The 24,483-nt window shown below is 69.8% G+C and carries 23 protein-coding genes and 5 tRNA genes; all 28 read right to left on the bottom strand.

All coding sequences use genetic code 11. The features are described from left to right. Window positions 1-11 precede the first annotated feature (11 nt). The gene (gene rpsG, locus QJR14_03615; protein ID MDI3316699.1) at window positions 12-482 is read right to left on the bottom strand and encodes a 30S ribosomal protein S7; all 471 of its coding nucleotides are present in this window, start codon (window positions 480-482) and stop codon (window positions 12-14) included. A gap of 30 nt (window positions 483-512) precedes the next feature. Next, a complete protein-coding gene (gene rpsL, locus QJR14_03620) occupies window positions 513-890 on the bottom strand; it encodes a 30S ribosomal protein S12 (protein ID MDI3316700.1) in 378 nt (125 codons plus the stop codon). 93 nt (window positions 891-983) lie between these two features. Beyond that, on the bottom strand, window positions 984-1,241 hold the full coding sequence (locus tag QJR14_03625; GenBank protein ID MDI3316701.1) for a ribosomal L7Ae/L30e/S12e/Gadd45 family protein: 258 nt from the start codon (window positions 1,239-1,241) through the stop codon (window positions 984-986). Between the two features lie 81 nt (window positions 1,242-1,322). Beyond that, window positions 1,323-4,892 carry a DNA-directed RNA polymerase subunit beta' gene (gene rpoC / locus QJR14_03630; protein ID MDI3316702.1) on the bottom strand — a complete coding sequence of 1,190 codons (3,570 nt, stop codon included), beginning with the start codon at window positions 4,890-4,892 and terminating at the stop codon, window positions 1,323-1,325. Between the two features lie 34 nt (window positions 4,893-4,926). Next, window positions 4,927-8,511: a DNA-directed RNA polymerase subunit beta gene (gene rpoB / locus QJR14_03635; GenBank protein ID MDI3316703.1), complete on the bottom strand. Its 3,585-nt coding sequence runs from the start codon at window positions 8,509-8,511 to the stop codon at window positions 4,927-4,929. A gap of 357 nt (window positions 8,512-8,868) precedes the next feature. Next, complete coding sequence (rplL, locus tag QJR14_03640) at window positions 8,869-9,264, bottom strand: 50S ribosomal protein L7/L12 (protein ID MDI3316704.1); 396 nt, start codon at window positions 9,262-9,264, stop codon at window positions 8,869-8,871. A gap of 80 nt (window positions 9,265-9,344) precedes the next feature. Continuing rightward, entirely contained in the window at window positions 9,345-9,884 is a 540-nt protein-coding gene (rplJ, locus tag QJR14_03645; GenBank protein MDI3316705.1) for a 50S ribosomal protein L10, read from the bottom strand. Window positions 9,885-10,192: 308 nt separating this feature from the next. Beyond that, window positions 10,193-10,882, bottom strand: coding sequence for a 50S ribosomal protein L1 (rplA, locus tag QJR14_03650; protein MDI3316706.1), 690 nt, complete (start codon window positions 10,880-10,882; stop codon window positions 10,193-10,195). 126 nt (window positions 10,883-11,008) lie between these two features. Continuing rightward, window positions 11,009-11,437, bottom strand: a complete 429-nt coding sequence (rplK, locus tag QJR14_03655) for a 50S ribosomal protein L11 (protein MDI3316707.1) — start codon at window positions 11,435-11,437, stop codon at window positions 11,009-11,011. 28 nt (window positions 11,438-11,465) lie between these two features. After that, entirely contained in the window at window positions 11,466-12,029 is a 564-nt protein-coding gene (nusG, locus tag QJR14_03660) for a transcription termination/antitermination protein NusG (protein MDI3316708.1), read from the bottom strand. Between the two features lie 41 nt (window positions 12,030-12,070). After that, complete coding sequence (secE, locus tag QJR14_03665) at window positions 12,071-12,256, bottom strand: preprotein translocase subunit SecE (GenBank protein ID MDI3316709.1); 186 nt, start codon at window positions 12,254-12,256, stop codon at window positions 12,071-12,073. A gap of 47 nt (window positions 12,257-12,303) precedes the next feature. Continuing rightward, window positions 12,304-12,379: transfer RNA gene (locus QJR14_03670), tRNA-Trp, on the bottom strand. A 35-nt stretch (window positions 12,380-12,414) separates the two neighbouring features. Further along, the gene (gene rpmG, locus QJR14_03675) at window positions 12,415-12,561 is read right to left on the bottom strand and encodes a 50S ribosomal protein L33 (protein MDI3316710.1); all 147 of its coding nucleotides are present in this window, start codon (window positions 12,559-12,561) and stop codon (window positions 12,415-12,417) included. A gap of 163 nt (window positions 12,562-12,724) precedes the next feature. After that, window positions 12,725-12,800 (bottom strand) — tRNA-Thr (locus QJR14_03680). A gap of 13 nt (window positions 12,801-12,813) precedes the next feature. Continuing rightward, window positions 12,814-12,890: transfer RNA gene (locus QJR14_03685), tRNA-Met, on the bottom strand. A 10-nt stretch (window positions 12,891-12,900) separates the two neighbouring features. Beyond that, window positions 12,901-12,985: transfer RNA gene (locus QJR14_03690), tRNA-Tyr, on the bottom strand. 56 nt (window positions 12,986-13,041) lie between these two features. Beyond that, window positions 13,042-13,117 (bottom strand) — tRNA-Thr (locus tag QJR14_03695). Between the two features lie 37 nt (window positions 13,118-13,154). Then, window positions 13,155-13,817, bottom strand: coding sequence for an RNA polymerase sporulation sigma factor SigH (sigH, locus tag QJR14_03700; GenBank protein MDI3316711.1), 663 nt, complete (start codon window positions 13,815-13,817; stop codon window positions 13,155-13,157). Between the two features lie 125 nt (window positions 13,818-13,942). After that, window positions 13,943-15,511: a cysteine--tRNA ligase gene (gene cysS, locus QJR14_03705; GenBank protein MDI3316712.1), complete on the bottom strand. Its 1,569-nt coding sequence runs from the start codon at window positions 15,509-15,511 to the stop codon at window positions 13,943-13,945. 73 nt (window positions 15,512-15,584) lie between these two features. After that, entirely contained in the window at window positions 15,585-16,115 is a 531-nt protein-coding gene (gene ispF / locus QJR14_03710; protein ID MDI3316713.1) for a 2-C-methyl-D-erythritol 2,4-cyclodiphosphate synthase, read from the bottom strand. A 1-nt stretch (window position 16,116) separates the two neighbouring features. Further along, window positions 16,117-16,950: a 2-C-methyl-D-erythritol 4-phosphate cytidylyltransferase gene (locus QJR14_03715; GenBank protein MDI3316714.1), complete on the bottom strand. Its 834-nt coding sequence runs from the start codon at window positions 16,948-16,950 to the stop codon at window positions 16,117-16,119. A gap of 34 nt (window positions 16,951-16,984) precedes the next feature. Further along, entirely contained in the window at window positions 16,985-18,157 is a 1,173-nt protein-coding gene (locus QJR14_03720; GenBank protein ID MDI3316715.1) for a TRAM domain-containing protein, read from the bottom strand. A gap of 110 nt (window positions 18,158-18,267) precedes the next feature. Further along, window positions 18,268-18,750 carry a CarD family transcriptional regulator gene (locus QJR14_03725; GenBank protein MDI3316716.1) on the bottom strand — a complete coding sequence of 161 codons (483 nt, stop codon included), beginning with the start codon at window positions 18,748-18,750 and terminating at the stop codon, window positions 18,268-18,270. A 264-nt stretch (window positions 18,751-19,014) separates the two neighbouring features. Continuing rightward, a complete protein-coding gene (locus tag QJR14_03730; protein ID MDI3316717.1) occupies window positions 19,015-19,743 on the bottom strand; it encodes a molybdenum cofactor biosynthesis protein MoaE in 729 nt (242 codons plus the stop codon). Between the two features lie 28 nt (window positions 19,744-19,771). Further along, a complete protein-coding gene (locus tag QJR14_03735) occupies window positions 19,772-22,252 on the bottom strand; it encodes an ATP-dependent Clp protease ATP-binding subunit (protein MDI3316718.1) in 2,481 nt (826 codons plus the stop codon). Further along, window positions 22,252-23,334, bottom strand: coding sequence for a protein arginine kinase (locus QJR14_03740; protein MDI3316719.1), 1,083 nt, complete (start codon window positions 23,332-23,334; stop codon window positions 22,252-22,254). Before QJR14_03740 ends, QJR14_03735 begins: the two co-directional genes overlap by 1 nt. Then, the gene (locus QJR14_03745) at window positions 23,334-23,903 is read right to left on the bottom strand and encodes a UvrB/UvrC motif-containing protein (protein MDI3316720.1); all 570 of its coding nucleotides are present in this window, start codon (window positions 23,901-23,903) and stop codon (window positions 23,334-23,336) included. Before QJR14_03745 ends, QJR14_03740 begins: the two co-directional genes overlap by 1 nt. A gap of 22 nt (window positions 23,904-23,925) precedes the next feature. Beyond that, on the bottom strand, window positions 23,926-24,402 hold the full coding sequence (locus QJR14_03750) for a CtsR family transcriptional regulator (protein ID MDI3316721.1): 477 nt from the start codon (window positions 24,400-24,402) through the stop codon (window positions 23,926-23,928). Window positions 24,403-24,483: the final 81 nt, after the last annotated feature.

The raw sequence follows: 24,483 nt of genomic DNA on the forward strand, positions 1-24,483 counted from the left end.
AATTCGCCTTTTCACCAGCGGTAGTGCGCGAAGGCACGGTTCGCCTCGGCCATCCGGTGCAGTTCTTCCTTCCGCCGCACCGCGCCGCCGGTGTTGTTGGCGGCATCCAGGATCTCGCCGGCCAGGCGCTGGACCATGCCGCGCTCGTTCCGCTGGCGAGCGAACTGGACAAGCCAGCGCAAGGCCAGCGACCGGCGCCGCTCCGGGCGCACCTCCAGGGGCACCTGGTAGGTGGCACCCCCCACGCGCCGCGGCCGCACTTCCAGCGCGGGCATGGCGTTGCGCACCGCCTGCTCGAAGACCTCCAACGGCTCGCGGCCGGTCCGTTCGCGGATCGTCTCCATGGCGCCGTAGAAGATCTTCTGCGCCACCGTCTTCTTGCCGTCCCGCATGAGCTTGTTGATCATGCGCGCCACCAGTTCCGACCCGTAGACCGGATCCGCTGTCACCTGCCGCGGCGGTACGGGACCGCGTCTGGGCATCTTCCCGCCCCCTTCCTCCAGCCCCGCCGTTTACTGCTTCTTGGGCCGCTTGGCCCCGTACTTGGAGCGCCCCTGGCGCCGCCGCTCCACCCCGGCCGTGTCCAGCGTGCCGCGGATGATATGGTAGCGCACGCCGGGCAAGTCCTTGACGCGGCCACCGCGGACCAGGACCACGGAGTGCTCCTGGAGGTTGTGGCCTTCCCCCGGGATGTAGGCCGTCACCTCGATCCCGTTGGTCAGCCGCACGCGAGCCACCTTGCGCAGAGCGGAGTTGGGCTTCTTCGGCGTCTGCGTCCGCACCTGGACGCAGACGCCGCGCTTCTGCGGATTGCTGCGCAGCGCCGGGGCCGCTGTCTTCTGCAAGACCGGCTGCCGGCCACCCCGGATCAGCTGGTTGATGGTTGGCATTCCGCACCTCCTCCCCATGCGCTCGGGTGGCCCGGAAGCTGCTTCCGGGCCACCGCCGATCCCGAATCCGGACCGAGCTCCCCTCCGGAACCGCTACGCCCCGTCGCGGAGGATCGCCGCCGCCGCCGTCCCCACGTCGACGCCGCAATCCTGGCCGAGCTCCTTCATGTTCTCGTACCAGCTGACCTGGACGTGGCGCTCCTCGCACAGCCTGAGGAGCGGCTCGACCAGCTTCCGGTCCGCGTCCCGCGCGATGCAGACCAGGCGTGCCTGACCCCGCTGCACCGCCTTCAGCGTCTGCTTGGTGCCGACGACCCGCCGGCTCCCGCTCGCTTCGGCTATCGGGCCCATGCTCGGTCTCCACCTTTCCAGGTCCGGAGCGCCGGGCAAAGCGCTAGCATTCTAGCACCGCGCGAAAAAGGCCGTCAACGTTCACCGGGCCCCGCCGTCCGGCGAGTGCAAACGGAACGCCTCCGCCGCCACCGTCTCGTCGTCGCCCGCCTTGCCGTCGCCGGCCGCGCTGAGGACCTCCTCGGCCAGCGAGCTGCGGGCACCCGGGACGGTCGGCCGTTCGCCCTCCACCCGGATCTCCAGGCGGCGGTAGGCCGGCAGTCCTGTCCCGGCAGGGATGAGCTTGCCGAGGATGACATTCTCCTTCAAGCCGACCAGATGGTCGTGCTTGCCCTTGGTCGCCGCCTCCGTCAGGACCCGGGTGGTCTCCTGGAACGAAGCCGCCGACAGGAAGGAGTCGGTGGCCAGCGAGGCCTTGGTGATCCCGAGCAGGACCGGGCTGAGCCGGGCGGGCTGGAGCCCCGCCGCTTCCGCCTCGCGATTGGCGTCCTCGGCCTCCCACTGGTCCACCAGGCCGCCGGGCAGGAGCCTCGTCTCCCCCGGGTCGTCCACCCGGACCTTGCGCAGCATCTGCCGGATGATGATCTCCACGTGCTTGTCGTTGATCTCCACGCCCTGCAGCCGGTAGACGCGCTGGACCTCCTGCAGCAGGTACTCCTGGACCCCCTTGACGCCCTGGAGCCGCAGGATGTCGTGCGGGTTGATCGGCCCTTCGGTCAGCGGGTCGCCGGCCTGGACCCGGTCGCCCTCGCTCACCCGCAGGCGGGCGCCGTAGGGGACGGGGTACTCCTGCACCCGCCCGTCGTCGCTCGTGATGCGGATCGCCCGGTGGTTGGCTTCCTCGGTCACCGAGACGACGCCGTCGACCTCCGTGGTCACCGCCTGGCCACGCGGCCGCCGGGCCTCGAAGAGCTCCTCGACCCGCGGCAGGCCCTGGGTGATGTCCTCGCCGGCCACCCCGCCCGTGTGGAAGGTCCGCATGGTCAGCTGCGTGCCCGGCTCGCCGATGGACTGGGCGGCGATGATACCCACCGCCTCGCCCACCTCGACCAGGCTGCGCGCCGCCAGGTCGCGCCCGTAGCAGCGGGCGCAGACCCCCAGCCGCGACCGGCAGGTGAGCACGGAGCGGACCTTGACCGCCTCCACCCCCGCGTTGAGGATGGCGTGCGCCAGGTCCTCGTTGATCAGCTCGTTCCGGCGCACGAGGATCTGGCCCGTGCGCGGGTCGGCCACGTCTTCCGCCGCCACGCGCCCGTTGATCCGGTCGAAGAGCGACTCGATCTCCTCGCCGCCGTCCCGGATCTCGCGGACCACGATGCCGTCGTCCGTACCGCAGTCTTCCTCGCGGACGATGACGTCCTGGCTGACGTCGACCAGCCGCCGCGTCAGGTAACCCGAGTCGGCGGTGCGCAGCGCCGTGTCCGCCAGCCCCTTCCGGGCGCCGTGCGTGGAGGTGAAGTACTCCAGGACGGTCAGCCCCTCGCGGAAGTTGGAGCGGACGGGGATCTCGATGGTCCGCCCCGAGGGATCGGCCATCAGGCCGCGCATGCCGGCCAGCTGGGAGAGCTGGGCCACGTTGCCTCGTGCGCCCGAGTTGACCATCATGGCCACCGGGTTCATCGGGTCCAGCGCCTTCATCACGTTCTCCGTGATCTCGTCCTTCGCCCGCGTCCAGACGTCGATCACACGCTGGTACCGCTCCTCGTTGGTGAGGAAGCCCCGCCGGTACTGGCGCTCGATGGCGTCCACCTCGGCGTCCGCCCGCGCCAGGACCTCTTCCTTGTCGGCGGGGACGTTCAGGTCCTTCATCGAGATGGTGACGCCGGCACGGGTGGCGTAGCGGTAGCCCAGCTCCTTGATGCCGTCCAGCATGGCGGTGGTCGCCGTGGTCCCGCCCTTGCGGAAGCACTCGCCCACCAGCTGGCCCAGCCGCGCCTTGTCCACGGTCTCGTTGACGAAGCCGAGGAAGCCGGGCAGCTTCTCGTTGAAGATCAGGCGCCCCACCGTGGTGGTCACCCGCTTCCCCTGCACGCGCACCTGGACGAGGGCGTGCAGGTCGATCTCGCCCAGCTGGTAGGCCAAGATCGCCTCGTCGCGGGAGGCGAAGGCCCGGCCCTCGCCCTTGGCCCCTTCGCGGTCCAGCGTCAGGTAGTAGGAACCCAGGACCATGTCGAGGGTGGGGGTGACCACCGGGCTCCCGTCCTTCGGGCTCAGGATGTGGTCGGCCGCCATCATCAGCACCCGCGCCTCGGCCTGGCCCTCGGCGGAGAGCGGGACGTGCACCGCCATCTGGTCCCCGTCGAAGTCGGCGTTGTAGGCCGTGCAGACCAGCGGGTGGATCTGGATGGCGCGCCCCTCCACCAGCACCGGCTCGAAGGCCTGGATCCCCAGCCGGTGGAGCGTCGGCGCACGGTTGAGCAGGACGGGGTGCTCCCTGATCACTTCCTCGAGCACGTCCCAGACCTCGTCCCGCGCCCGCTCCACCATCCGCTTGGCGTTCTTGATGTTGTGCGCGTAGCCCAGCTCCACCAGCCGCTTCATCACGAAGGGCTTGAAGAGCTCGAGCGCCATCTCCTTGGGCAGGCCGCACTGGTTCATGCGCAGCGACGGGCCGACCACGATCACCGAGCGGCCGGAGTAGTCGACGCGCTTGCCCAGCAGGTTCTGACGGAAGCGGCCCTGCTTCCCCTTCAGCATGTCGCTCAGCGACTTGAGCGGCCGGTTGCCCGGTCCGGTCACGGGACGACCCCGGCGGCCGTTGTCGATGAGGGCGTCGACCGCCTCCTGCAGCATCCGCTTCTCGTTGCGGACGATGATGTCGGGTGCGCCCAGCTCCAGGAGCCTCTTCAGCCGGTTGTTCCGGTTGATCACCCGGCGGTAGAGGTCGTTCAGGTCCGAGGTGGCGAAGCGGCCGCCGTCCAGCTGGACCATGGGGCGCAGGTCGGGCGGGATGACCGGCACCACGTCCAGGATCATCCACTCCGGCCGGTTGCCCGACTGGCGGAAGGACTCCACCACCTCCAGCCGCCGGATGGCGCGGACGCGCCGCTGCCCCGAGCTGGAGTGGCTCTCCTCCCGCAGCTCTTCGGCCAGCTCGTCCAGGTCGATCTTCTGCAGCAGCTCCTTGATCGCCTCGGCGCCCATCCCCGCCCGAAAGGCGTTTCCGTACCGCTCCCGCGCCTCGCGGTACTCGTTCTCCGTCAACAGCTGCTTTTCCATCAGCCCCGTCTCGCCGGGGTCGATCACGATGTAGTTGGCGAAGTAGAGGACCTTCTCCAGCTGGCGGGGCGACATGTCCAGCATCAGCCCCATCCGGCTGGGGATGCCCTTGAAGTACCAGATGTGCGAGACCGGCGCGGCCAGCTCGATATGGCCCATGCGCTCGCGGCGCACCTTGGACCGGGTCACCTCGACGCCACAGCGGTCGCAGACGATCCCCTTGTAGCGGACCCGCTTGTACTTGCCGCAGTGGCACTCCCAGTCCTTGGTGGGCCCGAAGATCTTCTCGCAGAAGAGCCCATCCCGCTCCGGCTTGAGCGTCCGGTAGTTGATGGTCTCGGGCTTCTTCACCTCGCCGTGCGACCATTCGCGGATCTGCTCCGGTGAGGCGAGCCCGATCGCGATGGACTCGAACGCGTTGAGGTCTACCACCGGGACGTCCCCCTTCCTTCGCCAGGCCGGAGCCTCATTCGTCGTCGCCTACCGCATCGTCGCCGAGCTCCTCGTCCGGGTCGAAAGCGACCACGCCCATGCCGGGAAGCTCGCCCTCCTCGTCGGACTCCTCGGCGCTCTCCTCGATGCGCTCTTCGTCCAGCGTCGCCTGCGCCGCCTGGCGCGCCTCCACCGCCGCCGGGCGCCGCACCTCGCTCAGGTCGAAGTCGTACTCGGTCGGCGTCTCGCCGTAATCCTCGTCCGTCTCCGCGAGCTCCACTTCCTCGCCGTCGCGGGAGAAGATGCGGACGTCCAGGCCCAGGCTCTGCATCTCCTTGATCAGCACCTTGAAGGATTCGGGGACGCCGGGCTGCGGCACGTTCTCGCCCTTGATGATCGCCTCGTACGTCTTCACCCGCCCGATGACGTCGTCGGACTTGACGGTGAGCATCTCCTGAAGCGTGTAGGCGGCGCCGTACGCCTCCAGCGCCCAGACCTCCATCTCGCCGAAACGCTGCCCGCCGAACTGCGCCTTGCCGCCCAGCGGCTGCTGGGTGACGAGGGAGTAGGGCCCCGTGGACCGGGCATGGATCTTGTCGTCGACCAGGTGGGCCAGCTTCAGCATGTAGACGTAGCCCACCGTCACCGGGTTGTCGAAGGGCTCGCCGGTGCGCCCGTCGTACAGGATGGTCTTCCCGTCCTCCGGCAGACCTGCCTGGCGGAGCATCTCCAGGATCTCCTGCTCGGTGGCGCCGTCGAAGACCGGCGTAGCCACCTTGATCCCCAGCTTCTGGGCGGCCCAGCCCAGGGTGCATTCCAGGATCTGGCCCACGTTCATGCGCGAGGGCACACCCAGCGGGTTGAGGACGATGTCCACCGGGCGGCCGTCCGGCAGGAAGGGCATGTCCTCCACCGGCAGGATCCGCGAGACGACGCCCTTGTTGCCGTGGCGGCCCGCCATCTTGTCGCCGGCGGAGATCTTCCTCTTCTGGGCCACGTAGACCCGGATCAGCTGGTTGACGCCCGGGGCCAGCTCGTCACCGTTCTCGCGCGAGAAGACCTTGACGTCGACGACGATGCCGCTCTCGCCGTGTGGCACGCGCAGCGAGGTGTCCCGCACCTCCCGCGCCTTCTCGCCGAAGATGGCGCGCAGCAGGCGCTCCTCGGCGGTCAGCTCCGTCTCGCCCTTCGGCGTCACCTTGCCGACGAGGATGTCGCCCGGATGCACCTCGGCCCCGATGCGGACGATGCCCCGATCGTCCAGGTCCTTCAGGACGTCCTCGCCCACGTTGGGGATGTCGCGGGTGATCTCCTCGGGGCCCAGCTTGGTGTCCCGCGCCTCGCACTCGTGCTCCTCGATGTGGATCGAGGTGAAGGTATCGTCCTGGACCAGCCGCTCGCTCAGGAGGATGGCGTCCTCGTAGTTGTAGCCTTCCCACGGCAGGAAGGCGCAGAGCACGTTCTTCCCCAGGGCGAGCTCGCCATGGTCGACGCTGGGGCCGTCGGCGAGGATGTCGCCCGCCTCGACCCGGTCGCCTGCGCGGACGATCGGCTTCTGGTTGAAGCAGGTGCCCTGGTTGGTCCGCTGGAACTTCAGCAGCTCGTACAGGTCGCGCTGCCCGTCGTCGCCGCGGACGATCACCTCGTCCGCCGTCACCCGCTCGACCACCCCGCCCCGCCGGGCCAGCACCTCGACGCCCGAGTCCATGGCGGCCCGGTACTCGATGCCCGTGCCGACGATCTGCGACTCGGTGGTCAGGAGGGGTACCGCCTGCCGCTGCATGTTTGCGCCCATCAGCGCGCGGTTGGCGTCGTCATGCTCCAGGAAGGGGATCAGCGCCGTGGCGACGCTCACCACCTGCTTCGGCGAGACGTCCATGTAGTCCACGTCGCCGGGCGCCACCCGGACGATGTCCGTCTGGTAGCGGCAGGTGACGCGCTCCGCCTTGAAGCGCCCCTCCTCGTCCAGCGGCTCGTTGGCCTGGGCGATGCGGGCGTCGTCCTCCTCGTCGGCGGTCAGGTAGACGATCTCGTCGGTCACCCGGCCGTCGACCACCTTCCGGTACGGCGTCTCGATGAAGCCGTACTCGTTGACGCGGGCGTACGTGGACAGGGCGCCGATCAGCCCGATGTTGGGACCTTCGGGCGTCTCGATGGGGCACATCCGGCCGTAGTGCGAGTGGTGGACGTCGCGCACGTCGAAGCCGGCGCGCTCCCGCGAGAGGCCGCCGGGACCGAGCGCGCTCAGGCGCCGCTTGTGCGTCAGCTCCGCCAGCGGGTTGGTCTGGTCCATGAACTGGCTCAGCTGGCTCGAGCCGAAGAACTCCTTGACGGCGGCCACCACCGGCCGGATGTTGATCAGCGCCTGCGGGGTGATCAGCTCCGCATCCTGGATGGTCATCCGCTCGCGGATCACCCGCTCCATCCGGGCCAGCCCCACGCGGAACTGGTTCTGGAGGAGCTCGCCCACCGAACGGAGCCGCCGGTTGCCCAGGTGGTCGATGTCGTCGATGGCGCCCACGCCGTGCATCAGCGTGAACATGTAGTTCACGATGGCAGCCATGTCCTCGGGCGTGATGGTCTTCACATCCATGGCAGGGGCGCCGTTGCCGACCACGAGCAGCTCGCGGTCGTCATCGGTCCGCACGCGCAGCCGCTGGACGCCCGCCTGGCTCAGCCGCTCGGCCACGGATCGGCTGATGCGGCTGCCCGAGGCCACCAGCAGCTCGCCCGTCTGCGGGTCCTTCACGTCCTCGGCCGCGATCCGCCCGACCACGCGGTTGCGCAGGCTCAGCTTCTTGTTCAGCTTGTAGCGGCCCACCGCCGCCAGGTCGTACCGCTTGGGATCGGTGAGCAGGCCCTCCAGCAGGGAGCGGGCGTTCTCCTCCGTGGGCGGCTCGCCCGGCCGCAGCCGCCGGTAGAGCTCCACCAGCGCGGTGCGCGCGTCACGCGTCGGATCGTGCTCCAGGGTGGCGCGCAGCTCGGCGGTCTCGCCCAGCAGCTCCATGAGCTGCGCGTCGGTCTCCCAGCCCAGCGCCCGCAGGAGGGCGGTGGCAGGAAGCTTCCGGGTCCTGTCGACACGCACCTGGAGGACTCCGCCCGCCTCGGTCTCGAACTCGAGCCAGGCGCCGCGGTTGGGGATGACCGTGGCCGTGTAGACGGGGTTCCCGTTGGCGTCGACGTCCCGGCCGTAGTAGACGCCGGGGGAGCGGACCAGTTGGCTGACGACCACGCGCTCGGCGCCGTTGATGATGAAGGTACCGGTCTCGGTCATCAGCGGGAAGTCGCCCATGAAGACTTCCTGCTCCTTCATCTCGCCGGTCTCGCTGTTGATCAGCCGCACGCGAACGCGCAACGGCGCGGCGTACGTGGCGTCGCGCTCCTTGCACTCCCGCTCGCTCCACTTGGGTTCGCCGAGGGCGTAGTCGAGGAACTCCAGGATCAGGTTGCCCGTAAAGTCCCGGATGGGAGAGATGTCGCGGAACATCTCCAGCAGCCCTTCCTGGAGGAACCACTCGTAGGACTTGCGCTGGACCTCGATCAGGTTCGGGATGTCCAGCACCTCGGCGATCTTCGCGAAGCTCTTACGCTGCCCCGCCAGCCGCTTCGGGTCGGCCATCGGCCTCACTCCTCTGCGCGAAGTTGACGATCACCACGGCGGGAACGACCCGAGTCAGCCGCTCGGCCATGTGACAGGAAGGATCCCGGCTACGGGCATCGAATGGACATCACGGGAGACAGGTTCTGGGAGTCGCAACCGGATGAGTCACTCTCCCGGGAGAGGTTCGCGCGTGGTGCCTCCGCATCACGCTGCGGCGAGCTTCGAGTATACGCCCGGACCTCCGCGGGGTCAAGCGAATGCACAGGCCCAGCCCGTCGACACTCTCCAGGTCGACGGGCTGGTTGGCTTTTCAGGGGGGATCACCGCCCGCTCCGGGCCGGAGCATTGGGCCGGGCCACCATCGCACGGCCGTCGCTACTTGATCTCGACGGTCGCTCCGGCTTCCTCCAGCTTGGCGCGCACCGACTCCGCCTCTTCCTTGGAGACCTTCTCCTTGACCGGCTTCGGCGCCCCGTCCACCAGGTCCTTGGCCTCCTTGAGGCCCAGCCCGGTCACCTCGCGGACCACCTTGATCACCTGGATCTTCTTGTCGCCCGCCGACTGGAGGATGACGTCGAACTCGGTCTGCTCCTCCGCCTCCTGCTCCGCAGCCGGCGCACCGCCCTGGGCGCCGCCCGCGACCGCGCCCACCATGGCCACCGGCGCGGCGGCCGAGACGCCGTACTTCTCCTCGAACCGCTTGACCAGCTCGGAGAGCTCCAGCACGGAGAGGCCGTCCACCAACTCCAGGATCTGATCCACCGCCGACATCGTCTCTCGCCTCCCTTGGAACCGTACCGGCTCGAGCCCTCGGCCCCGAGCCCCCGTTCCCGCAGCCGCTCGGGTTCGCGCTAAGCGGCCGCCTGCCTCTGGTCCAGCAAGCCGTGCAGCTGCGTCGCGAAGCCGCGCAGCGGCGCCGCCAGCACCGACGCCATGCTCCGCAGCGGAGCGGCGAAGCCGGCCGCCACCTGCGCGAGCAGCTGTTCGCGGCTGGGCAGGGTGGCCAGGCGCTGTACGCTGGCCGCGTCGATGATCCTTCCTTCGAGGACGCCGCCCTTGATCGCGAGGCTCTTGTGGGTGCGAAGGAAGTCGTTGACCAGCTTGGCCGCCATGACCGGGTCGGTCTCGCCGCTGAAGACGTAGGCGTTCGGACCTTCCAGGAGCGGCTCCAGTCCGTCCAGCCCGGCAGCCGCCGCCGCGCGCCGCGTCAAGGTGTTCTTGATGACGCGGAACTCGACGCCCTGCCTGCGGAGATCGGCCCGCAGGGCGGTGCTCTCGGCGCCGGTCAGACCGCGGAACTCCAGCATGATCACGGCTCGCGACTCCCTCAACCGCCGGCTGAGCTGCTCCACGGTCTCGGCCTTGGCTGCCAGGATGGCAGCGTTGGGCATCTGTCTCCCCCCCCTTCCTCCCTCCCCGTGCCGGCGGTCCAGCAGCACCGCCTCGAGGCGGAGAGTCCGCCGCGAAATGCAACACGCCTCCCGCAGACGGGAGGCGCCCGGACGTATTCCGGCCATGCCGGCCACGTCGCTCGCCTCGGCAGGCGACCGGCAATCGCCGGTCATTGAGCGCTGGGCGCCTGCTGTCTACGGCCAAGCACGTCTCATTCGGTTGGCGGGCGCGAGTATACCACAGCCGCCGTTGGCGCGGCCAGCCTCTCTCGCCACCCGGAGGCCCGCCCGCTGCCGGTACGCCCGGCTCAGGCCACCCGGGCCGGGTTGACGCGTACCCCGGGACCCATGGTCGAGGAGACGACGATGGAGCGCAGGTACTGCCCCCGGGCCGACTCGGGCCGCGCCTTGACCAGGGCGTCCACGAGCGTCCGCAGGTTCTCGACCAGCGCCTCCACCGGGAAGGAGACCTTGCCGATCGGGGCATGGATGATGCCGCTGCGGTCGGTCCGGTACTCGACGCGGCCGGCCTTGGCCTCCCGAACCGTCTCCGCGGGGTCGCTGGTGACCGTGCCCGATTTGGGGTTCGGCATCAGGCCCCGCGGTCCCAGGATCCGGCCCAGCTGCCCCACCAGACCCATCATGTCCGGGGTGGCGATGGCCACGTCGAAGTCCACCCAGCCGCCGCGGATCCGCTGCACCAAGTCGTCGTCCCCGACCACGTCGGCACCGGCCTCCTGGGCGGCCTTGGCCGCCTCGCCGCGGGCGAAGACGACCACCCGCACCTGCCGGCCCGTACCGTGGGGCAACGTGACCGCACCCCGCACCATCTGGTCCGCGTGGCGCGGATCCACGCCCAGCCGGACGGAGACCTCGACGGTCTCGTCGAACTTGGCGCGGGCAAGCTCCTTCACCGTGGCGAGCGCTTCCTCGGGATCGTAGAGCCGGTTGGGATCCACCTTTTCGGCGGCCATCAGGTAGCTCTTGCCGTGTCGCATCTCTCTGTCCACCTCCGTGGTGCGAGCGGGCCCCTCGACCCTCCCACGCGTCCCGTTCTCCGTTCCTGAAGGCGCGTTCCCGAGGGTGGTACAACGCCGAAGCCCCTCCGGAACCGCCTCTGGAGACTACCCTTCCACGACCTCGATGCCCATGCTGCGGGCGGTCCCTTCCACCATCCGCTCGGCGGCCTCCAGCGAGGCCGCGTTCAGATCGGGCATCTTGGTGCGGGCGATCTCCCGGACCTGCGCCCGGGTCACCTTGGCCACCTTCTGCGTGTTGGGGCGCGGCGACGCGGTCTCGATGCCCGCCGCCTTCTTGAGCAGCACGGCCGCCGGCGGCGTCTTGGTCACGAAGCTGAAGCTCCGGTCGGCGTAGATGGCGATGACGACCGGTATGATCAAGCCCACCTGATCCTTGGTGCGCTCGTTGAACTCCTTGGTGAACGCCATGATGTTGATGCCGTGCGGGCCCAGGGCGGTGCCGACCGGGGGTGCCGGGGTGGCCTTGCCTGCCGGGATCTGTAGTTTGACGACGGCTATGACCTTCTTCGCCATCTCGCCGCCCAACCTCCTCGCAAACGCTTCACAGCTTCTCCACCTGAGTGAAGTCCAACTCCACCGGCGTCTCGCGGCCGAACATAGAGACTAGCACACGGAGCTTCCCGCTGGACGCCACCTCGTCCACCACACCGGTGAAACCGGCGAAGGGACCGGAGTTGACCTTGATGGTCTCCCCGACCTCCACGTCGATGCGGGGGCGCGGCTCCTGGCGCTGTTCCTCCTCGACCTGGCGGCCGAGGATGGATTCCACCTCCGCCTTGGTCAGGGGGGTCGGCTTCGAACCCGAGCCCACGAAACCGGTGACGCCCGGCGTGTTCCGGACCACGTACCAGGAGTCGTCGCTCATGATCATGCGCACCAGCACGTAGCCGGGAAAGATCTTCCGGCGTACGGTACGCCGCTTCCCGTCCTTGACCTCCACCTCTTCCTCGGTGGGGACCAGGGCCTGGAAGATCTTGTCCGCCATGTCCATGGATTCCACGCGCTTCTCCAGGTTGGCCTTCACCTTGTTCTCGTACCCGGAGTAGGTGTGGATCACATACCACTGCGGCTCGAGATCGTTCACCCGCTCTTCTGTCTCGGCCATCTTCAGTCCCTCGTCCCGCCCGCCGGCAGCCCTGTCCCGCGCTACAGCGAGAGCAGCAGCCGGAAGAGCCAGCTGAAAACCGTGTCGGAGACCCAGAGCAAAAGGGTGACCGCCGCCGACACGAGCAAGACCACGCCCGTATAGAGCGCGGTCTGCTGCCTCGTGGGCCAACTGATCTTGTGGAGCTCAGCCCAGACGTCGCGGAAGTACTGCACCACTCGGTTCATGCCGGCCGAACCAACCCCGATCCTTCATGCTGCACTGGCAAAATGAATGGCAGGCCCGGAGGGACTCGAACCCCCAACCAACGGTTTTGGAGACCGCTACTCTACCAATTGAGCTACGGGCCTGCGATGCTCTCGATTGTCGTCTGCTCCCCGACCGCTCAGCGCGTCTCCCGGTGCAGGGTGTGGCGCCGGCAGGAGGGGCAGTACTTCCTCAGCTCAAGCCGCGAGTTCTCCTTGCGGTTCTTCGATGTCGTGTAATTGCGCCGCTTGCACTCCTCGCAAGCCAGCGTGACCAGAACCCGCACCACGCCGCCTCCCAGCTGGCCACCACGGCCACGTTAGCACGGCCCCGAGAGGAGCGTCAACGCCCGCCCCCTGGCGGGCCGCCCCGGGCCTGGACGCCCTCGGCGGGGCGTTCTCGCCCCGCTCGTCGGAAACCCGCCGACCCCCGGCGGGGTCGGAGCCTGATGGAGCTGTCGACCGGAATCGAACCGGTGACCTCCTCCTTACCATGGAGGCGCTCTGCCTGCTGAGCTACGACAGCAAGGTGAGAAAGATGGTTGCGGGGGTGGGATTCGAACCCACGACCTCCGGGTTATGAGCCCGACGAGCTACCTGGCTGCTCTACCCCGCGACAAATCCCCTGGTGGAGAGGGCTGGATTCGAACCAGCGAAGGCTGTGCCAGCGGTTTTACAGACCGCCCCGTTTGGCCGCTTCGGTACCTCTCCGCTCGCGACGGCAGCTATTATAGCCGGCTCCCGGGGAGGTGGCAAGCACGCGGCAATGGAGCTGGCGGTCGGACTCGAACCGACAACCTGCCGCTTACAAGGCGGCTGCTCTGCCCGTTGAGCTACGCCAGCACGACCGTCGAGGGCGCTGGCCACGCAGCGGGCGGGTTCAGGCGTCCGAGGAGTCCATGGCGTGCCGGGACTCCAGGTACCGCTCCAGCTTCCTCTTCACCCGCTGCAGCGCGTTGTCCACTGATTTTACGTGCCGGTCCAGCTCGTCGGCAATCTCCTGGTAGGATTTGCCGTCCAGGTAGGCCATCAGCACCTGCCACTCCAGGTCGCTCAAGATCTCGCCCATCTTGGCCTCGATGTCACCGAACTCCTCGCGGCTGATGATCAGCTCCTCGGGGTCGCTCACCTTGACGCCGGCGATCACATCCAGCAGCGTCCGGTCGGACTCCTCGTCGTAGATGGGCTTGTTGAGCGAGACGTAGGAGTTGAGGGGAATGTGCTTCTGGCGCGTGGCCGTCTTGATGGCCGTGATGATCTGGCGGGTCACACAGAGTTCTGCAAAAGCTCGGAAGGAGGCGAGCTTATCCTCTCGGAAGTCCCGAATCGCCTTGTAGAGGCCGATCATCCCCTCCTGGATGATGTCCTCCCGGTCGGCCCCGACCAGGAAGTAGGAGCGCGCCTTGGCTCGGACGAAATTGCGATAGCGGTAGATCATGAACTCCAGGGCTTCGGAGTCGCCCGCCCGGGCCAGTTCCACCAGGTCCTCGTCGAGCATCTCCTCGTACGCCGGCATGACGTCGCGCTGAGGGTTGGCGCTCACCCGCTACCGCCTCCGTGACTGGCGAGAGGGAACTGGAGCGTGGTGCCTCCACCCGTCTCCTATGCTATGACCACGCTGCGCTGAAACCACGCGCGAATGCTGCTGGAATTGTAATGCAAACGACATTATACGGGTGGCTCGGGAAGAGCGTCAACGGGCCCCGGACCCGCTGGGGGCCGGGAGGGCGCGGCGGGCGGGCTCTGGCGAGGGGGACGCGCCCAGCGCCAGTGCGGGCCGTCGCGTCGATCCTCGACGGCGATGCCCAGCTCCTGCAGGCGGCTCCGGATCAGATCCGCTTCCTTCCAGTCGCGGCGGGCGCGAGCCAGCTCGCGGACGGAGAGGAGCAGCTCGATCAGGCGCTCGTTCAAGCCGGCATCCTCGGCCGTGCTGGGCGAGGCCGCGCCGGACGGACCCCCCGCCGCCGGGGCAGAGCGGGTGTGCAGGACGCCCAGCAGCGCCGCCAGCTCCCGGAAGGCGACCCGGGCCTGGGCCAGCGCAGCTCGCTGCTCGGGAAGGCCGGCGAACTCCCGGCTCTGCAGGTGGGCGTTCAGCCGCCGCGCCAGATCGAAGAGCGCAGCCAGCGCCTCGGCGCTGTTCAGATCGTCGTCCAGGGCGGCCAGGAAGTCCTGCCGGGCGGAGGCGACGCTGGCCAGCAGCGAGGCGGTGAACGGCTCCTCCGGGTCGGGCCGGGCCTCCTCGGCCAGGTCGCCGGCCGCCTCCGCCAGCAGCTGGTCCGCGTGCTGGAGGCGCTCCTGGGCGCGCGCCGCCTCCTGGAGCGTCTCCACGGAGAAGAAGAGCGGGTTCCGGTAGTGGGTGGAGAAGATGTAGAGGCGGAGCGCCTCCGGGGAGACCAGTTCCAGCGCCCGCTCCACGGTGAAGTAGTTGCCCAGCGACTTGGCCATCTTCTCCTCGCCCACACGGACCATGCCGTTGTGGACCCAGTAGCGGGCGAGGGGGGCGCCGTTGAGCGCCTCCGACTGGGCGATCTCGTTCTCGTGGTGCGGGAAGATCAGGTCGGCGCCGCCGCCGTGGATGTCCAGCGTCGGCCCGAGGAAGCGCCGGCACATCACGGAGCACTCGATGTGCCAGCCCGGGCGGCCCGCTCCCCAGGGGCTGGGCCAGCTGGGCTCCTCGGGCTTGGCCGCCTTCCAGAGGGCGAAGTCCAGGGGGTCGCGCTTCTTCTCGCTCACCTCGACGCGGGCGCCCGCCAGAAGCTCGTCGGGATCGCGGCCCGACAGCTTGCCGTACCCGGGGTGCGTGCGCACCGAGAAGTAGACGTCGCCCTCCGAGGCGTAGGCGTGCCCTCCCTCGACCAGCTCGCCCACCGCCTCCACGATGGCCGCCATGGATTCGGTGATGCGGACGTAGCGGTCGACCTGGTCGACACCCATCCGCCGCATCAGCTCCAGGTACTGCCCGGCATAGCGGTCGGCCACCTCGCGGGCGGGCACGCCCTCGTCCCGCGCCCGCTGGATGATCTTGTCGTCCACGTCGGTCAGGTTGCTGACGTACTCCACGCGGAAGCCCTGGTAACGCAGGTAGCGGGCGAGGAGGTCGCCGGTCAGCGCGGGGCGGAGGTGCCCGATGTGGGTGTCCGAGTAGACCGTGGGGCCGCAGAAGTACATCCGCACCCGTCCCGGCTCCAGCGGGACGAAGAGCTCCTTCCGCCGAGTCAGGGTGTTGTACAGCTGCACCCCATCGCCCCCGTCTTGGCCGCGCCTGTCGAGCGCGCCGTGCCCCGACTATAGTCGGGGCCGCGCGCGGGCGTCAACGCGGGCGCGGGGCCGGTCCCGCCGGATCGAGCCCCCGGCCGGCCGTCTCCGGGCCGGGAGGCTCCAGCGCCGCCACCGCGACCGCCGCGAGCCCCCGGCCTTCGCCCGCGAAGCCGAGACCGTTCCCGCTGGCCGCCTTGACGCTCACCCGCTCCGGGTCGACACCCAGCGCTTCGCTCAACGCGCCGACAAAGGCTTCGCGGCGCCCCGCCAGGGACGGGCGGGCCGCGATCAGCGTCAGGTCCACGTTCTCGATCCGCCACCCGGCGGCGGAGAGCCAGGCCGCCACCTGCCGCAGCATGGCCAGGCTGGAGGCGCCCCGCCAGCGCGGGTCGCCGGGGGGAAACCAGCGCCCGATGTCGCCCGCCGCGGCAGCGCCCAGAAGCGCGTCGACCAGCGCATGGCAGGCCGCGTCGCCGTCGGAGTGGCCGGCCAGGCCCGGATGACCGGGGATGGTCACCCCGCAGAGGACCAGCGGGCGCGAGGCGTCCCACGGGTGGGCGTCGTACCCCCAGCCGACCCGCATCTCAGCCGCTGCCGGCGCCGTACCGGCCCGCCCCGTCGTCGGCGTGAAGGCCGGCCTCCGGCCGTCCCGTCGCCCGCTCGTCCTCCGCCGCCTCCGGCGCCCGTGACCTCCCCCGGATCCAGGCCTCCACCAGGAAGCGGTCCACCGGATAGGTCACCTTCAGGTTCCAGGGCTCGCCCGGCACCGTCGTCACAGGCCAGCCCAGCGCCTCCACCAGGGCGGCGTCGTCGCTGGCGTCCGGCCCGCCCTCGGCCGCCGAATCCCGCCCGGGGGCCGCGGCGGCCGCCGCCGGGTTCATCAGAAGGCCGTGCGCGCGCCAGAGGAGCTCCGCCCGAAAACCCTGGGGGGTCTGCGCCAGGAAGAGCGACCCGCGCGGCACCGTCTCCGCCACTCGCTCCGCGACCACGCGCTTGACCGTGTCCGAGACGGGGAGCACCGGGATGGCCGCCCCGCTCCGGAAGGCGGCCGCGGCCACGCGCTGCCAGAGTTCCGGCGAGGCCAGCGGCCTGGCCCCGTCGTGGACCAGCACCACCTCGAGCCCCTCCCCCCGACCCAGGGCCCGCAACCCTGCGCGGACCGAGTCGGAGCGCCGCGCGCCGCCGGGCACCACCGCCGCCGGTCGGAGGCCGAAGGGGCGGATCGCTTCCTCGAGGCAGCGGCGGACCTCGCCCTCGCCCACCACCACCACGTAGCGGCCGACGCCCGCCCGTTCCAGCCCCTGCAGGGTGTAGGCCAGGAGGGGCCGGCCCAGCACCGGGGCGAAGGCCTTGTTCTCGCCGGCGGCGTAGCGGAGGCCCCGGCCGGCGGCCACCACCACGGCGCCGGTCCGCCGCATCTCCTGGGTCGGGGAGCGGGCGGGAGCCATCCGCTCAGGCGCCCGCCTCGGCGGTCGAGTCCATGGTCGCCTTGGGCCGGGCGAAGATCATCCGGCCGGCCGAGGTCTGGAGCACGCTGGTCACCTCGACCGACGTGGTCTCGCCGATGAAGCGCTTGCCGCCGTCCACCACCACCATGGTGCCGTCGTCCAGGTAGCCGATCCCCTGGCCGGCTTCCTTGCCGTCGCGGAGGATGTAGATCTCCAGCAGCTCCCCCGGCAGAACCGCCGGTTTGACCGCGTTGGCCAGGTCGTTGATGTTGAGGACGTCGACGCCGTGGAGCGCCGCCACCTTGTTCAGGTTGTAATCGTTGGTCAGCACCTTGCCCTGAAGCCGCTGGGCCAGCTCGACCAGCTTGGTGTCGACCTCCGAGGCGGTCAGCTCGCCCTGCCAGATCTGGACCGGTACGTTCAGCTCCTTCTGGATCCGGTTGAGGATGTCCAGGCCGCGGCGGCCCCGGTTCCGCTTGAGCACGTCGGACGAGTCCGCGATGTGGCGGAGCTCGTCCAGGACGAACTCCGGGATGACCAGCGGCCCCTCGAGGAAGCCGCTGGCGCAGACGTCGGCGATGCGCCCGTCGATGATGGCGCTGGTGTCCACGATCTTCGGCGGTTCCGCCACCGGCCGGAGGCTCTCCGCCGGCTCGGCGGCGGGAGGCCCGGCGGTCGCGGGCGCCACCCGGCCCGCTCGCTCCTCGTGTCCGTGCCGTCCGAGGCTGCGGAAGGCCTGCTGGATCTCCGCTCCCTTCCGGAGCCCGACCAGGCCGCCCAGGTAGGCGAACAGCAGGCTGACCAGGGTGGGGGCGACCACGCCGACGAAGGGGAGGCGCGAAAGCGGGGGAAGCAAAAGCAAGCCCAGGATGAGTCCGGTAAAGATTCCCACCGCGCCGCTGCCCAGCTCCTGCAGGGTGAGGTTGGCCACCGCCGACTCCATGCGCCGCACCAGCCGCTCCACGCTTCGCCCCAGCCAGGGTCCGAGGAGGAAGCCGACGGTGCCCGCCACCAGGGCGAAGATCAGACCGAGAAAGGTCGGCCAGCTCATGGGCGTGCTCCCCGGCCATGAACCGATGCGGAAGATGTCCGACCCGACGTATCGCCCGGCGTAGAAACCGCCCGTCAGCCCCAGCAGGGCCAGGACGATACGCGCAGCCCATATCAATGCGCTCACCTCCCGGCGGATCGCGTCCCATCCGTCCTGTCACCTATTCTTGCGCAGGAAGGCCCCCCCACAAACACCGCTGCCGGCCACGGGTGCCACGGGCCGGCAGGATGAAAGGATTATGCCAGGAGGCGGTCAAGCTCGGCGTGGGCCGCTTCCTCGTCCACGCCCTCGACCAGCGCCAGCTCCGACTCGAGGATCTGCCGCGCGCTCTCCAGCATCTTCCTCTCGCCCGAGGAGAGCCCGCGGTCGCGCTCGCGCCGCGCGAGGGAGCGAACCACCTCCGCCACCGCGTAAGGGTCGCCGCTCTTGAGCTTCTCGACGTTCGCCCGGAAGCGCCGGTTCCAGTTGGTCGTGACGATCGGAGGTTCGCCCTGCTCCTGAAGGACCTCGAGCACACGCTGAAACTCCTCGCGGGAGAGGACGGCGCGAAGCCCGCACCGCTCGGCCCCGTCGGTGGGGACCATCACCTTGATGCTCCCGCCCCGGACGGAGAGGACGTAGTACTGGCGACGTTCGCCCAGCACCTCCCGTTCCTCGACGGCCTGGATGACCCCGGCGCCATGTATGGGATAGACCACCCAGTCCCCGACTTGAAACACGCCGAGATCACCTCCACCCGACCACGATTGTACCATACCTGTCCGACGGAAATCGTAGATCGCGATGGCGGGGGCGGCAGGGCCAGACAGGCGCGTCCGGCCGCGACATCGGGGAGGCGGAAGCAGCCGCAGAGCGCCCGCCCAGCGGAGAAGGTGCCGGCCCCTGCCTCCGCTTCACCCATCCCGGCCAGGCAAGCGATCTGATCTACGATTTTCGACTACGGCTGGGGCGGGGCGGGTGCGGACGGAGCGGGCGCGGACCGTCTAGGCGTGGTGCACCCAGGCGCCCGAGCCGTCGGGATGGATCTCCCGTTTCCAGATGGGCACGACCGACTTGATCTCTTCGATCAGGAAGCGCGACTCCTCGTAGGCTTCGGCCCGGTGCGGCGACGCCACCGCGATGACGACGCTGGGCTCGCCCACCTTGAGGCGTCCGAGCCGGTGGGCCAGGGCGACCCGGCTCTCCGGCCAGCGCCGCAGCGCCCGCTCCACCAGGCCGGCCAGCTCCTGGCGCGCCATGGGCTCGTACGCCTCGTAGTCGAGCGCCACCACTTCCTGGCCGTCGCTCCGGTCGCGGACGGTGCCGAGGAAGAGGACGACCGCCCCCATCCCGGGCGCCTGTACCCGGGCGGAGCACTGGGCGACGGGCAGCTCCCCGTCACCCAGCGCGTACCACCCCCCGTCGCCCACGGGTTCCAGGGCCAGAGGCTGCGCCGTCCGGAGCCGCTCCGCAGGCGGATCTCCCTCGGAGCCGCCGCTGACCGGCGGGATCAGCGCCACCTCGTCCCCGTCGGCCAAGTGCGCATCGCGCCCGGCATAGCGGCGGTTGACGGCCAGGAGGAGCGACGGGCCGAAGCGGGAGAGCGCCGGGTGCTCTTCCAGGAGCCGGTCGAGGAGCTGGCCGGCGGTGCTTCCTCCGGCCAGCTCCAGCTCCAGCTGGCGGGCGCCCACGGCCTCGGCAGCGCCCGCGAAGAGGCGGACTGAGACGCGCAAAACGCCGTGACCCCCCTCCGCGCCGGCGTCAGGCGGGCGACTCGCTGGAGACCGTCGCGCGCTTCCGCTCGAAGACCAGCTTCCCTTCGGAGTCGGCATCCACCAGCACGGTGTCGCCGTCGGAGAACTTGCCCGCGATGATCTCCTCGGAGAGCGGGTCCTCCACCAGGCGGGTGATGGCGCGGCGGAGCGGCCGGGCGCCGAACTCGGGGTTGTATCCCTCGTCGACCAGGATCTCCTTGGCCCGCTCGCTCACCTCGAGCACGAGGCCCAGCTCCTTGAGACGGCCCTCCACCTGCTTGAGCATCAGGTCGACGATCTCGCGGATGTCCTCCCGCTTGAGCGGGTGGAAGACGATGATGTCGTCGATGCGGTTGAGGAACTCCGGCCGGAAGGTCTTCCTCACCTCGTCGAGGATCCGGTCGCGCATCTGCTTGTAGCCGTACTCCTCGTCCTCGTTGGGCCGGAAGCCCAGCGCCGCCTGGCGCCGGAGGATGTCCTGGCCGACGTTGGACGTGAGGATGACCACCGTGTTGCGGAAGTCGACGTGGCGCCCCTTCGCCTCGGTCAGCCGGCCCTCCTCGAAGACCTGGAGGAGGACGTTGAAGACCTCGGGGTGCGCCTTCTCGATCTCGTCCAGAAGCACCACCGAGTACGGCCGGCGCCGGACCGCCTCCGTCAGCTGGCCACCCTCCTCGTAGCCGACGTAGCCCGGCGGGGCGCCCACCAGCCGGGAGACGGTGTGCCGCTCCTGGTACTCCGACATGTCGATGGCCACCATGGCGTCCTCGTCGCCGAAGAGCGCGTCCGCCAGCGCCTTGGCCAGCTCGGTCTTGCCGACCCCGGTCGGCCCCAGGAAGATGAACGAACCGATGGGCCGGCGCGGGTCCTTCAGGCCGGCGCGCGCCCGGCGGATGGCGCGGGCCACGGCGGAGACCGCCTCGTCCTGGCCGATGACGCGGGCGTGGAGGATCTCCTCCAGGTGGAGGAGCCGCTCCGACTCCTCCAGCGCCAGGCGCTGGACGGGAATCCCTGTCCAGCTGGAGACCACCTGGGAGACGTCGTCCTCGGTCACCAGCAGCCGTTCGGTCACCTGGTTCTGGTGCCAGACCTCGCGCCGCTTCTCGATCTCCTGCTGGAGCTTCTGCTCCTGGTCGCGCAGGTTGGCCGCCTTCTCGAACTCCTGGCTCTGGACGGCCTCCTCCTTCTCCTTCTGGATCTCGTTCAGCCGCTCTTCCATCTCTTTGAGCTCGGGCGGCTCGACGAAGGCGCGCAGCCGGACGCGGGAGGCGGCCTCGTCGATCAGGTCGATCGCCTTGTCCGGCAGGAAGCGGTCGGAGACGTACCGGTCGCTCAGCCGTGCCGCCGCGACGATGGCATCGTCGGTGATCACCACCCGGTGGTGCGCCTCATACCGGTCGCGCAACCCCTTGAGGATGGCGATGGTCTCGTCCACGGAGGGCTCCTCCACCATCACCGGCTGGAAGCGGCGCTCCAGCGCCGCGTCCTTCTCGATGTGCTTCCGGTACTCGTCGATGGTGGTGGCGCCGATGGTCTGCAGCTCACCCCTGGCCAGCGCCGGCTTCAGGATGTTGGAGGCGTCGATGGCGCCCTCCGCCGCGCCGGCGCCGATGATGGTGTGCAGCTCGTCGATGAAGAGGATGACGTTGGAGGCGCGCCGGATCTCGTCCATCACCTTCTTGAGCCGGTCCTCGAACTCGCCGCGGTACTTGGAGCCGGCGACCAGGGCGCCCATGTCCAGGGTGACCACGCGCCGCTCCTTCAGGAGCTCCGGCACGTTGCCCTCGGTGATCCGCTGCGCCAGCCCCTCGACGATGGCCGTCTTGCCCACGCCGGGTTCGCCGATCAGCACCGGGTTGTTCTTGGTCCGGCGGGAGAGGATCTGGATGACGCGCTCGATCTCCTTCTCCCGGCCGATCACCGGGTCCAGCTTCCCTTCCTCCGCCAGCTGGGTCAGATCGCGGCCGAAGTTGTCCAGCACCGGCGTGTTGGAACGGCTGGTCCGCCGGCCCGGTGCCGGCCGGGCCGCCGTCGGCGGCTGGGCCGGGGCGCTCCCGCCGAGGAGGCGGATCACCTCGCGGCGGGTCTTCTCCAGGTCGACCCCCATGTTCTCGAGGACGCGCGCGGCGACGCCCTCCCCCTCCCGGATCAGCCCCAGGAGGAGGTGCTCGGTGCCCACGTAGTTGTGGCCCAGGAGCCGGGCCTCCTCGATGGCCAGCTCCATGACCACCTTCTTGGCGCGCGGCGTGTAGCCGATCTCCCCGCCCACCGGGCCGTTGCCGCGGCCGATGATCTTCTCCACCTCCGCGCGGACCTGGTCCAGGTCGACGCCCATGTTCTGGAGCGCCCGGGCCGCCACTCCGGTCCCCTCGCGGATGAGGCCCAACAGGAGGTGCTCGGTGCCCACGTAGTTGTAACCAAGCCGGCGCGCTTCCTCCTGGGCGAGGAGGATCACCCGTTGGGCGCGCTCCGAGTATCGTCCGAACATCAGCCTTCCCCCCTCGGGGCCTGCCGCGAGGCCAGCCTTTCCCGGATCATCGCGGCTCTCCGGATATCACGCTCGGCGGGCTCCAGCAGCCGTCCCTCCCGGTACTGGACGCTCGCCGCACCGACCGCTACCATCAGCTCGTTGCAGACCTCCGGCCGCACCTGCGGGACCAGCTGCAGGTCGACCCCCAGGCGGAGCGTGGAGAGGAGCGACAGCGCCTCCTCGGAGGAGATGGCGTAGGCGTGGGTGAGCAGGCCGTAGGCCCGACCCACCTGGTCCTGCAGCTGCGTCCTCCGCTCCCGGTAGAGGAGCTCGCGCGCGCCTCGCTCGCGCTCGACCAACTGCTGCACCACCGCCTCCAGGCTTTCGATGATCTCCGACTCCGCCCGTCCCAGCGTGATCTGGTTCGAGATCTGGAAGAGGTTCCCGTAGGCCTTGCTTCCTTCGCCGTGGATACCCCGGACCACCACGCCCACGCGGGCCAGCGTGCTGACCAGCTCACCCGCCTGGTTTGAGTGTACCAGGGCGGGCAAATGCATCATCGCCGAGACCCGCATCCCGGTCCCCGTGCTGGTCGGGCAGGTGGTAAGGTACCCGAGCCGCTCGTCGTATGCAAAGTCGAGCCGCTCCGAGAGCTCGTCGTCCAGCCGGTCGGCCGCCTCCCAGGCCACCCGCAGCTGGAGCCCCGAGGCCAGGGACTGGAGGCGGAGGTGCTCTTCCTCGTTGACCATCAGGCTGAGGCTCTCGGACGGGTCGACGGCCACCGCCGCCGGCAGCTCGGTGGTCGCCAGCTGCGGGCTGATCAGGTGCTTCTCCACCAGGACCAGCCGTTCCAGCGGCTCCAGAGCCTGGAGCTCCACCAGCTCCAGGCGGCCCGAACGGGTGGGTGGGAGCGCGTTCAGTGCCGCGCGCACCTCGTCGATCACGTGCCGCGCCTGCTCCGGCGAGAGCTTCGTCGGGAAGGGGTAGGGGCGCAGATTCCGCGCCAGGCGGACGCGGCTGGAGACGACCACGTCCGCGGCCGGGCCCGAGCCGGTCAGCCAGGCACCGCCCGGGCTCCGCAAGACGCGCTCCAGCGACATCAACCCGCCCCCTTTCCCGCTGCCGTCTCCGCCTCCAGCTTTCGGATCGCGTCACGCAGCTCGGCGGCGCGCTCGTACTCCTCCGCCTGCACCGCCTCCTCCAGCTGGCGGCGCAGCCGGGCGAGCCGCTCCTGGGCGCCGCCCTGCACCGGCTGAGAGCCCGCCTCCGCGCCGGCCTGCCCGTAGCCGGCCCTGGGGCGCCGGCTCCTGGCCACCGGTCGCTTGCCGCGGTGCTGGTCGGCTCCCTGGATCTTCCTCAGGAGCGGCTCCAGCTGTGGCGCGAAAGCGGTATAGCATTCCTCGCACCCCAGGAAGCTGGTGCGCGCGAACTCCTCGTAGGTCGTGCCGCAGGACGGGCAGCGCAGCTCGCTCCCGGATGCCGCGGAGCCCGCCAGCGGGTGGAGCAATCCTCCGAGCAGGTTATGAATCGAAAAAGGCGCCTGCGAGGAGATGCCCGGCTCGCTCGCCTCCGCGCAGGCGCGGCAGAGGTGGAGCTCCGTCTTCACCCCGTTGACGATGCGCGTCACATGCACCGTGGCCGGCCGCTCGCCGCAACGTTGGCAGAGCATGCGACCACCTCCGGATGGTTGATTATAGTGCAGCCCCTTCACCCTCCACACGGCCGAGGACGCCCAGCATGGCCGCCAGGAGCCTCGCCCGGATCTGATCCCGCCAGGGCAGCTCCAGCGCCAGGACCGAGCGGTCCACCGCCACCGCCAGGAGGATCGCCTCCCGTTCGCTCAGCAGGCGCTCGGCCCGCAGGCTCTCGATCAGGCGGAGCGCCTGGTCCTGGGAGATGCGCTCGCCGACGGCAGCCGCCTCCTGCAGGAGCCGCCGGCCCGCCGCCAGCGCCGGAAGCCTGCGGATCCGGATGTACCCGCCGCCGCCCCGCCGGCTCTCCACCAGGAAGCCGCGCTCCGGCCGGAAGCGTGTCTCCAGCACGTAGTTGACCTGCGAGGGCGCGCAGCCGAACCGCTCGCTCAGCTCGATCCTCCGGATCTCCAGCGTCTCCCTCTCCCGGAGGCGCTCGAGGAGGAAGGCTTCGATCAGGTCTGCCAAGGTCCGCACGGCCATTCCTGCCTCCGCTCCCGGCTCGATCTCTGACCTTGTCTGTCTTTGATCATTATAGGAAGCCCGCCCTCTCCGAAC

This window comes from Bacillota bacterium (assembly GCA_029961055.1).
Classification (GTDB): domain Bacteria; phylum Bacillota; class Sulfobacillia; order JAIMAT01; family JAIMAT01; genus JAIMAT01.

Bases quoted from the DNA above. Each gene is read 5' to 3' on its own strand.
- secE (MDI3316709.1), bottom strand. From the start codon at position 12,256: ATGAACCGAGTGGTGCAGTACTTCCGCGACGTCTGGGCTGAGCTCCAC.
- QJR14_03745 (MDI3316720.1), bottom strand. From the start codon at position 23,903: ATGCTCTGCCAACGTTGCGGCGAGCGGCCGGCCACGGTGCATGTGACG.
- rplL (MDI3316704.1), bottom strand. From the start codon at position 9,264: ATGTCGGCGGTGGATCAGATCCTGGAGTTGGTGGACGGCCTCTCCGTG.
- rpsL (MDI3316700.1), bottom strand. From the start codon at position 890: ATGCCAACCATCAACCAGCTGATCCGGGGTGGCCGGCAGCCGGTCTTG.
- rplK (MDI3316707.1), bottom strand. From the start codon at position 11,437: ATGGCGAAGAAGGTCATAGCCGTCGTCAAACTACAGATCCCGGCAGGC.
- QJR14_03715 (MDI3316714.1), bottom strand. From the start codon at position 16,950: ATGCGGCGGACCGGCGCCGTGGTGGTGGCCGCCGGCCGGGGCCTCCGC.
- nusG (MDI3316708.1), bottom strand. From the start codon at position 12,029: ATGGCCGAGACAGAAGAGCGGGTGAACGATCTCGAGCCGCAGTGGTAT.
- rpsG (MDI3316699.1), bottom strand. From the start codon at position 482: ATGCCCAGACGCGGTCCCGTACCGCCGCGGCAGGTGACAGCGGATCCG.
- rplJ (MDI3316705.1), bottom strand. From the start codon at position 9,884: ATGCCCAACGCTGCCATCCTGGCAGCCAAGGCCGAGACCGTGGAGCAG.
- rplA (MDI3316706.1), bottom strand. From the start codon at position 10,882: ATGCGACACGGCAAGAGCTACCTGATGGCCGCCGAAAAGGTGGATCCC.
- QJR14_03625 (MDI3316701.1), bottom strand. From the start codon at position 1,241: ATGGGCCCGATAGCCGAAGCGAGCGGGAGCCGGCGGGTCGTCGGCACC.
- ispF (MDI3316713.1), bottom strand. From the start codon at position 16,115: ATGCGGGTCGGCTGGGGGTACGACGCCCACCCGTGGGACGCCTCGCGC.
- QJR14_03740 (MDI3316719.1), bottom strand. From the start codon at position 23,334: ATGTCGCTGGAGCGCGTCTTGCGGAGCCCGGGCGGTGCCTGGCTGACC.
- QJR14_03735 (MDI3316718.1), bottom strand. From the start codon at position 22,252: ATGTTCGGACGATACTCGGAGCGCGCCCAACGGGTGATCCTCCTCGCC.
- rpoB (MDI3316703.1), bottom strand. From the start codon at position 8,511: ATGGCCGACCCGAAGCGGCTGGCGGGGCAGCGTAAGAGCTTCGCGAAG.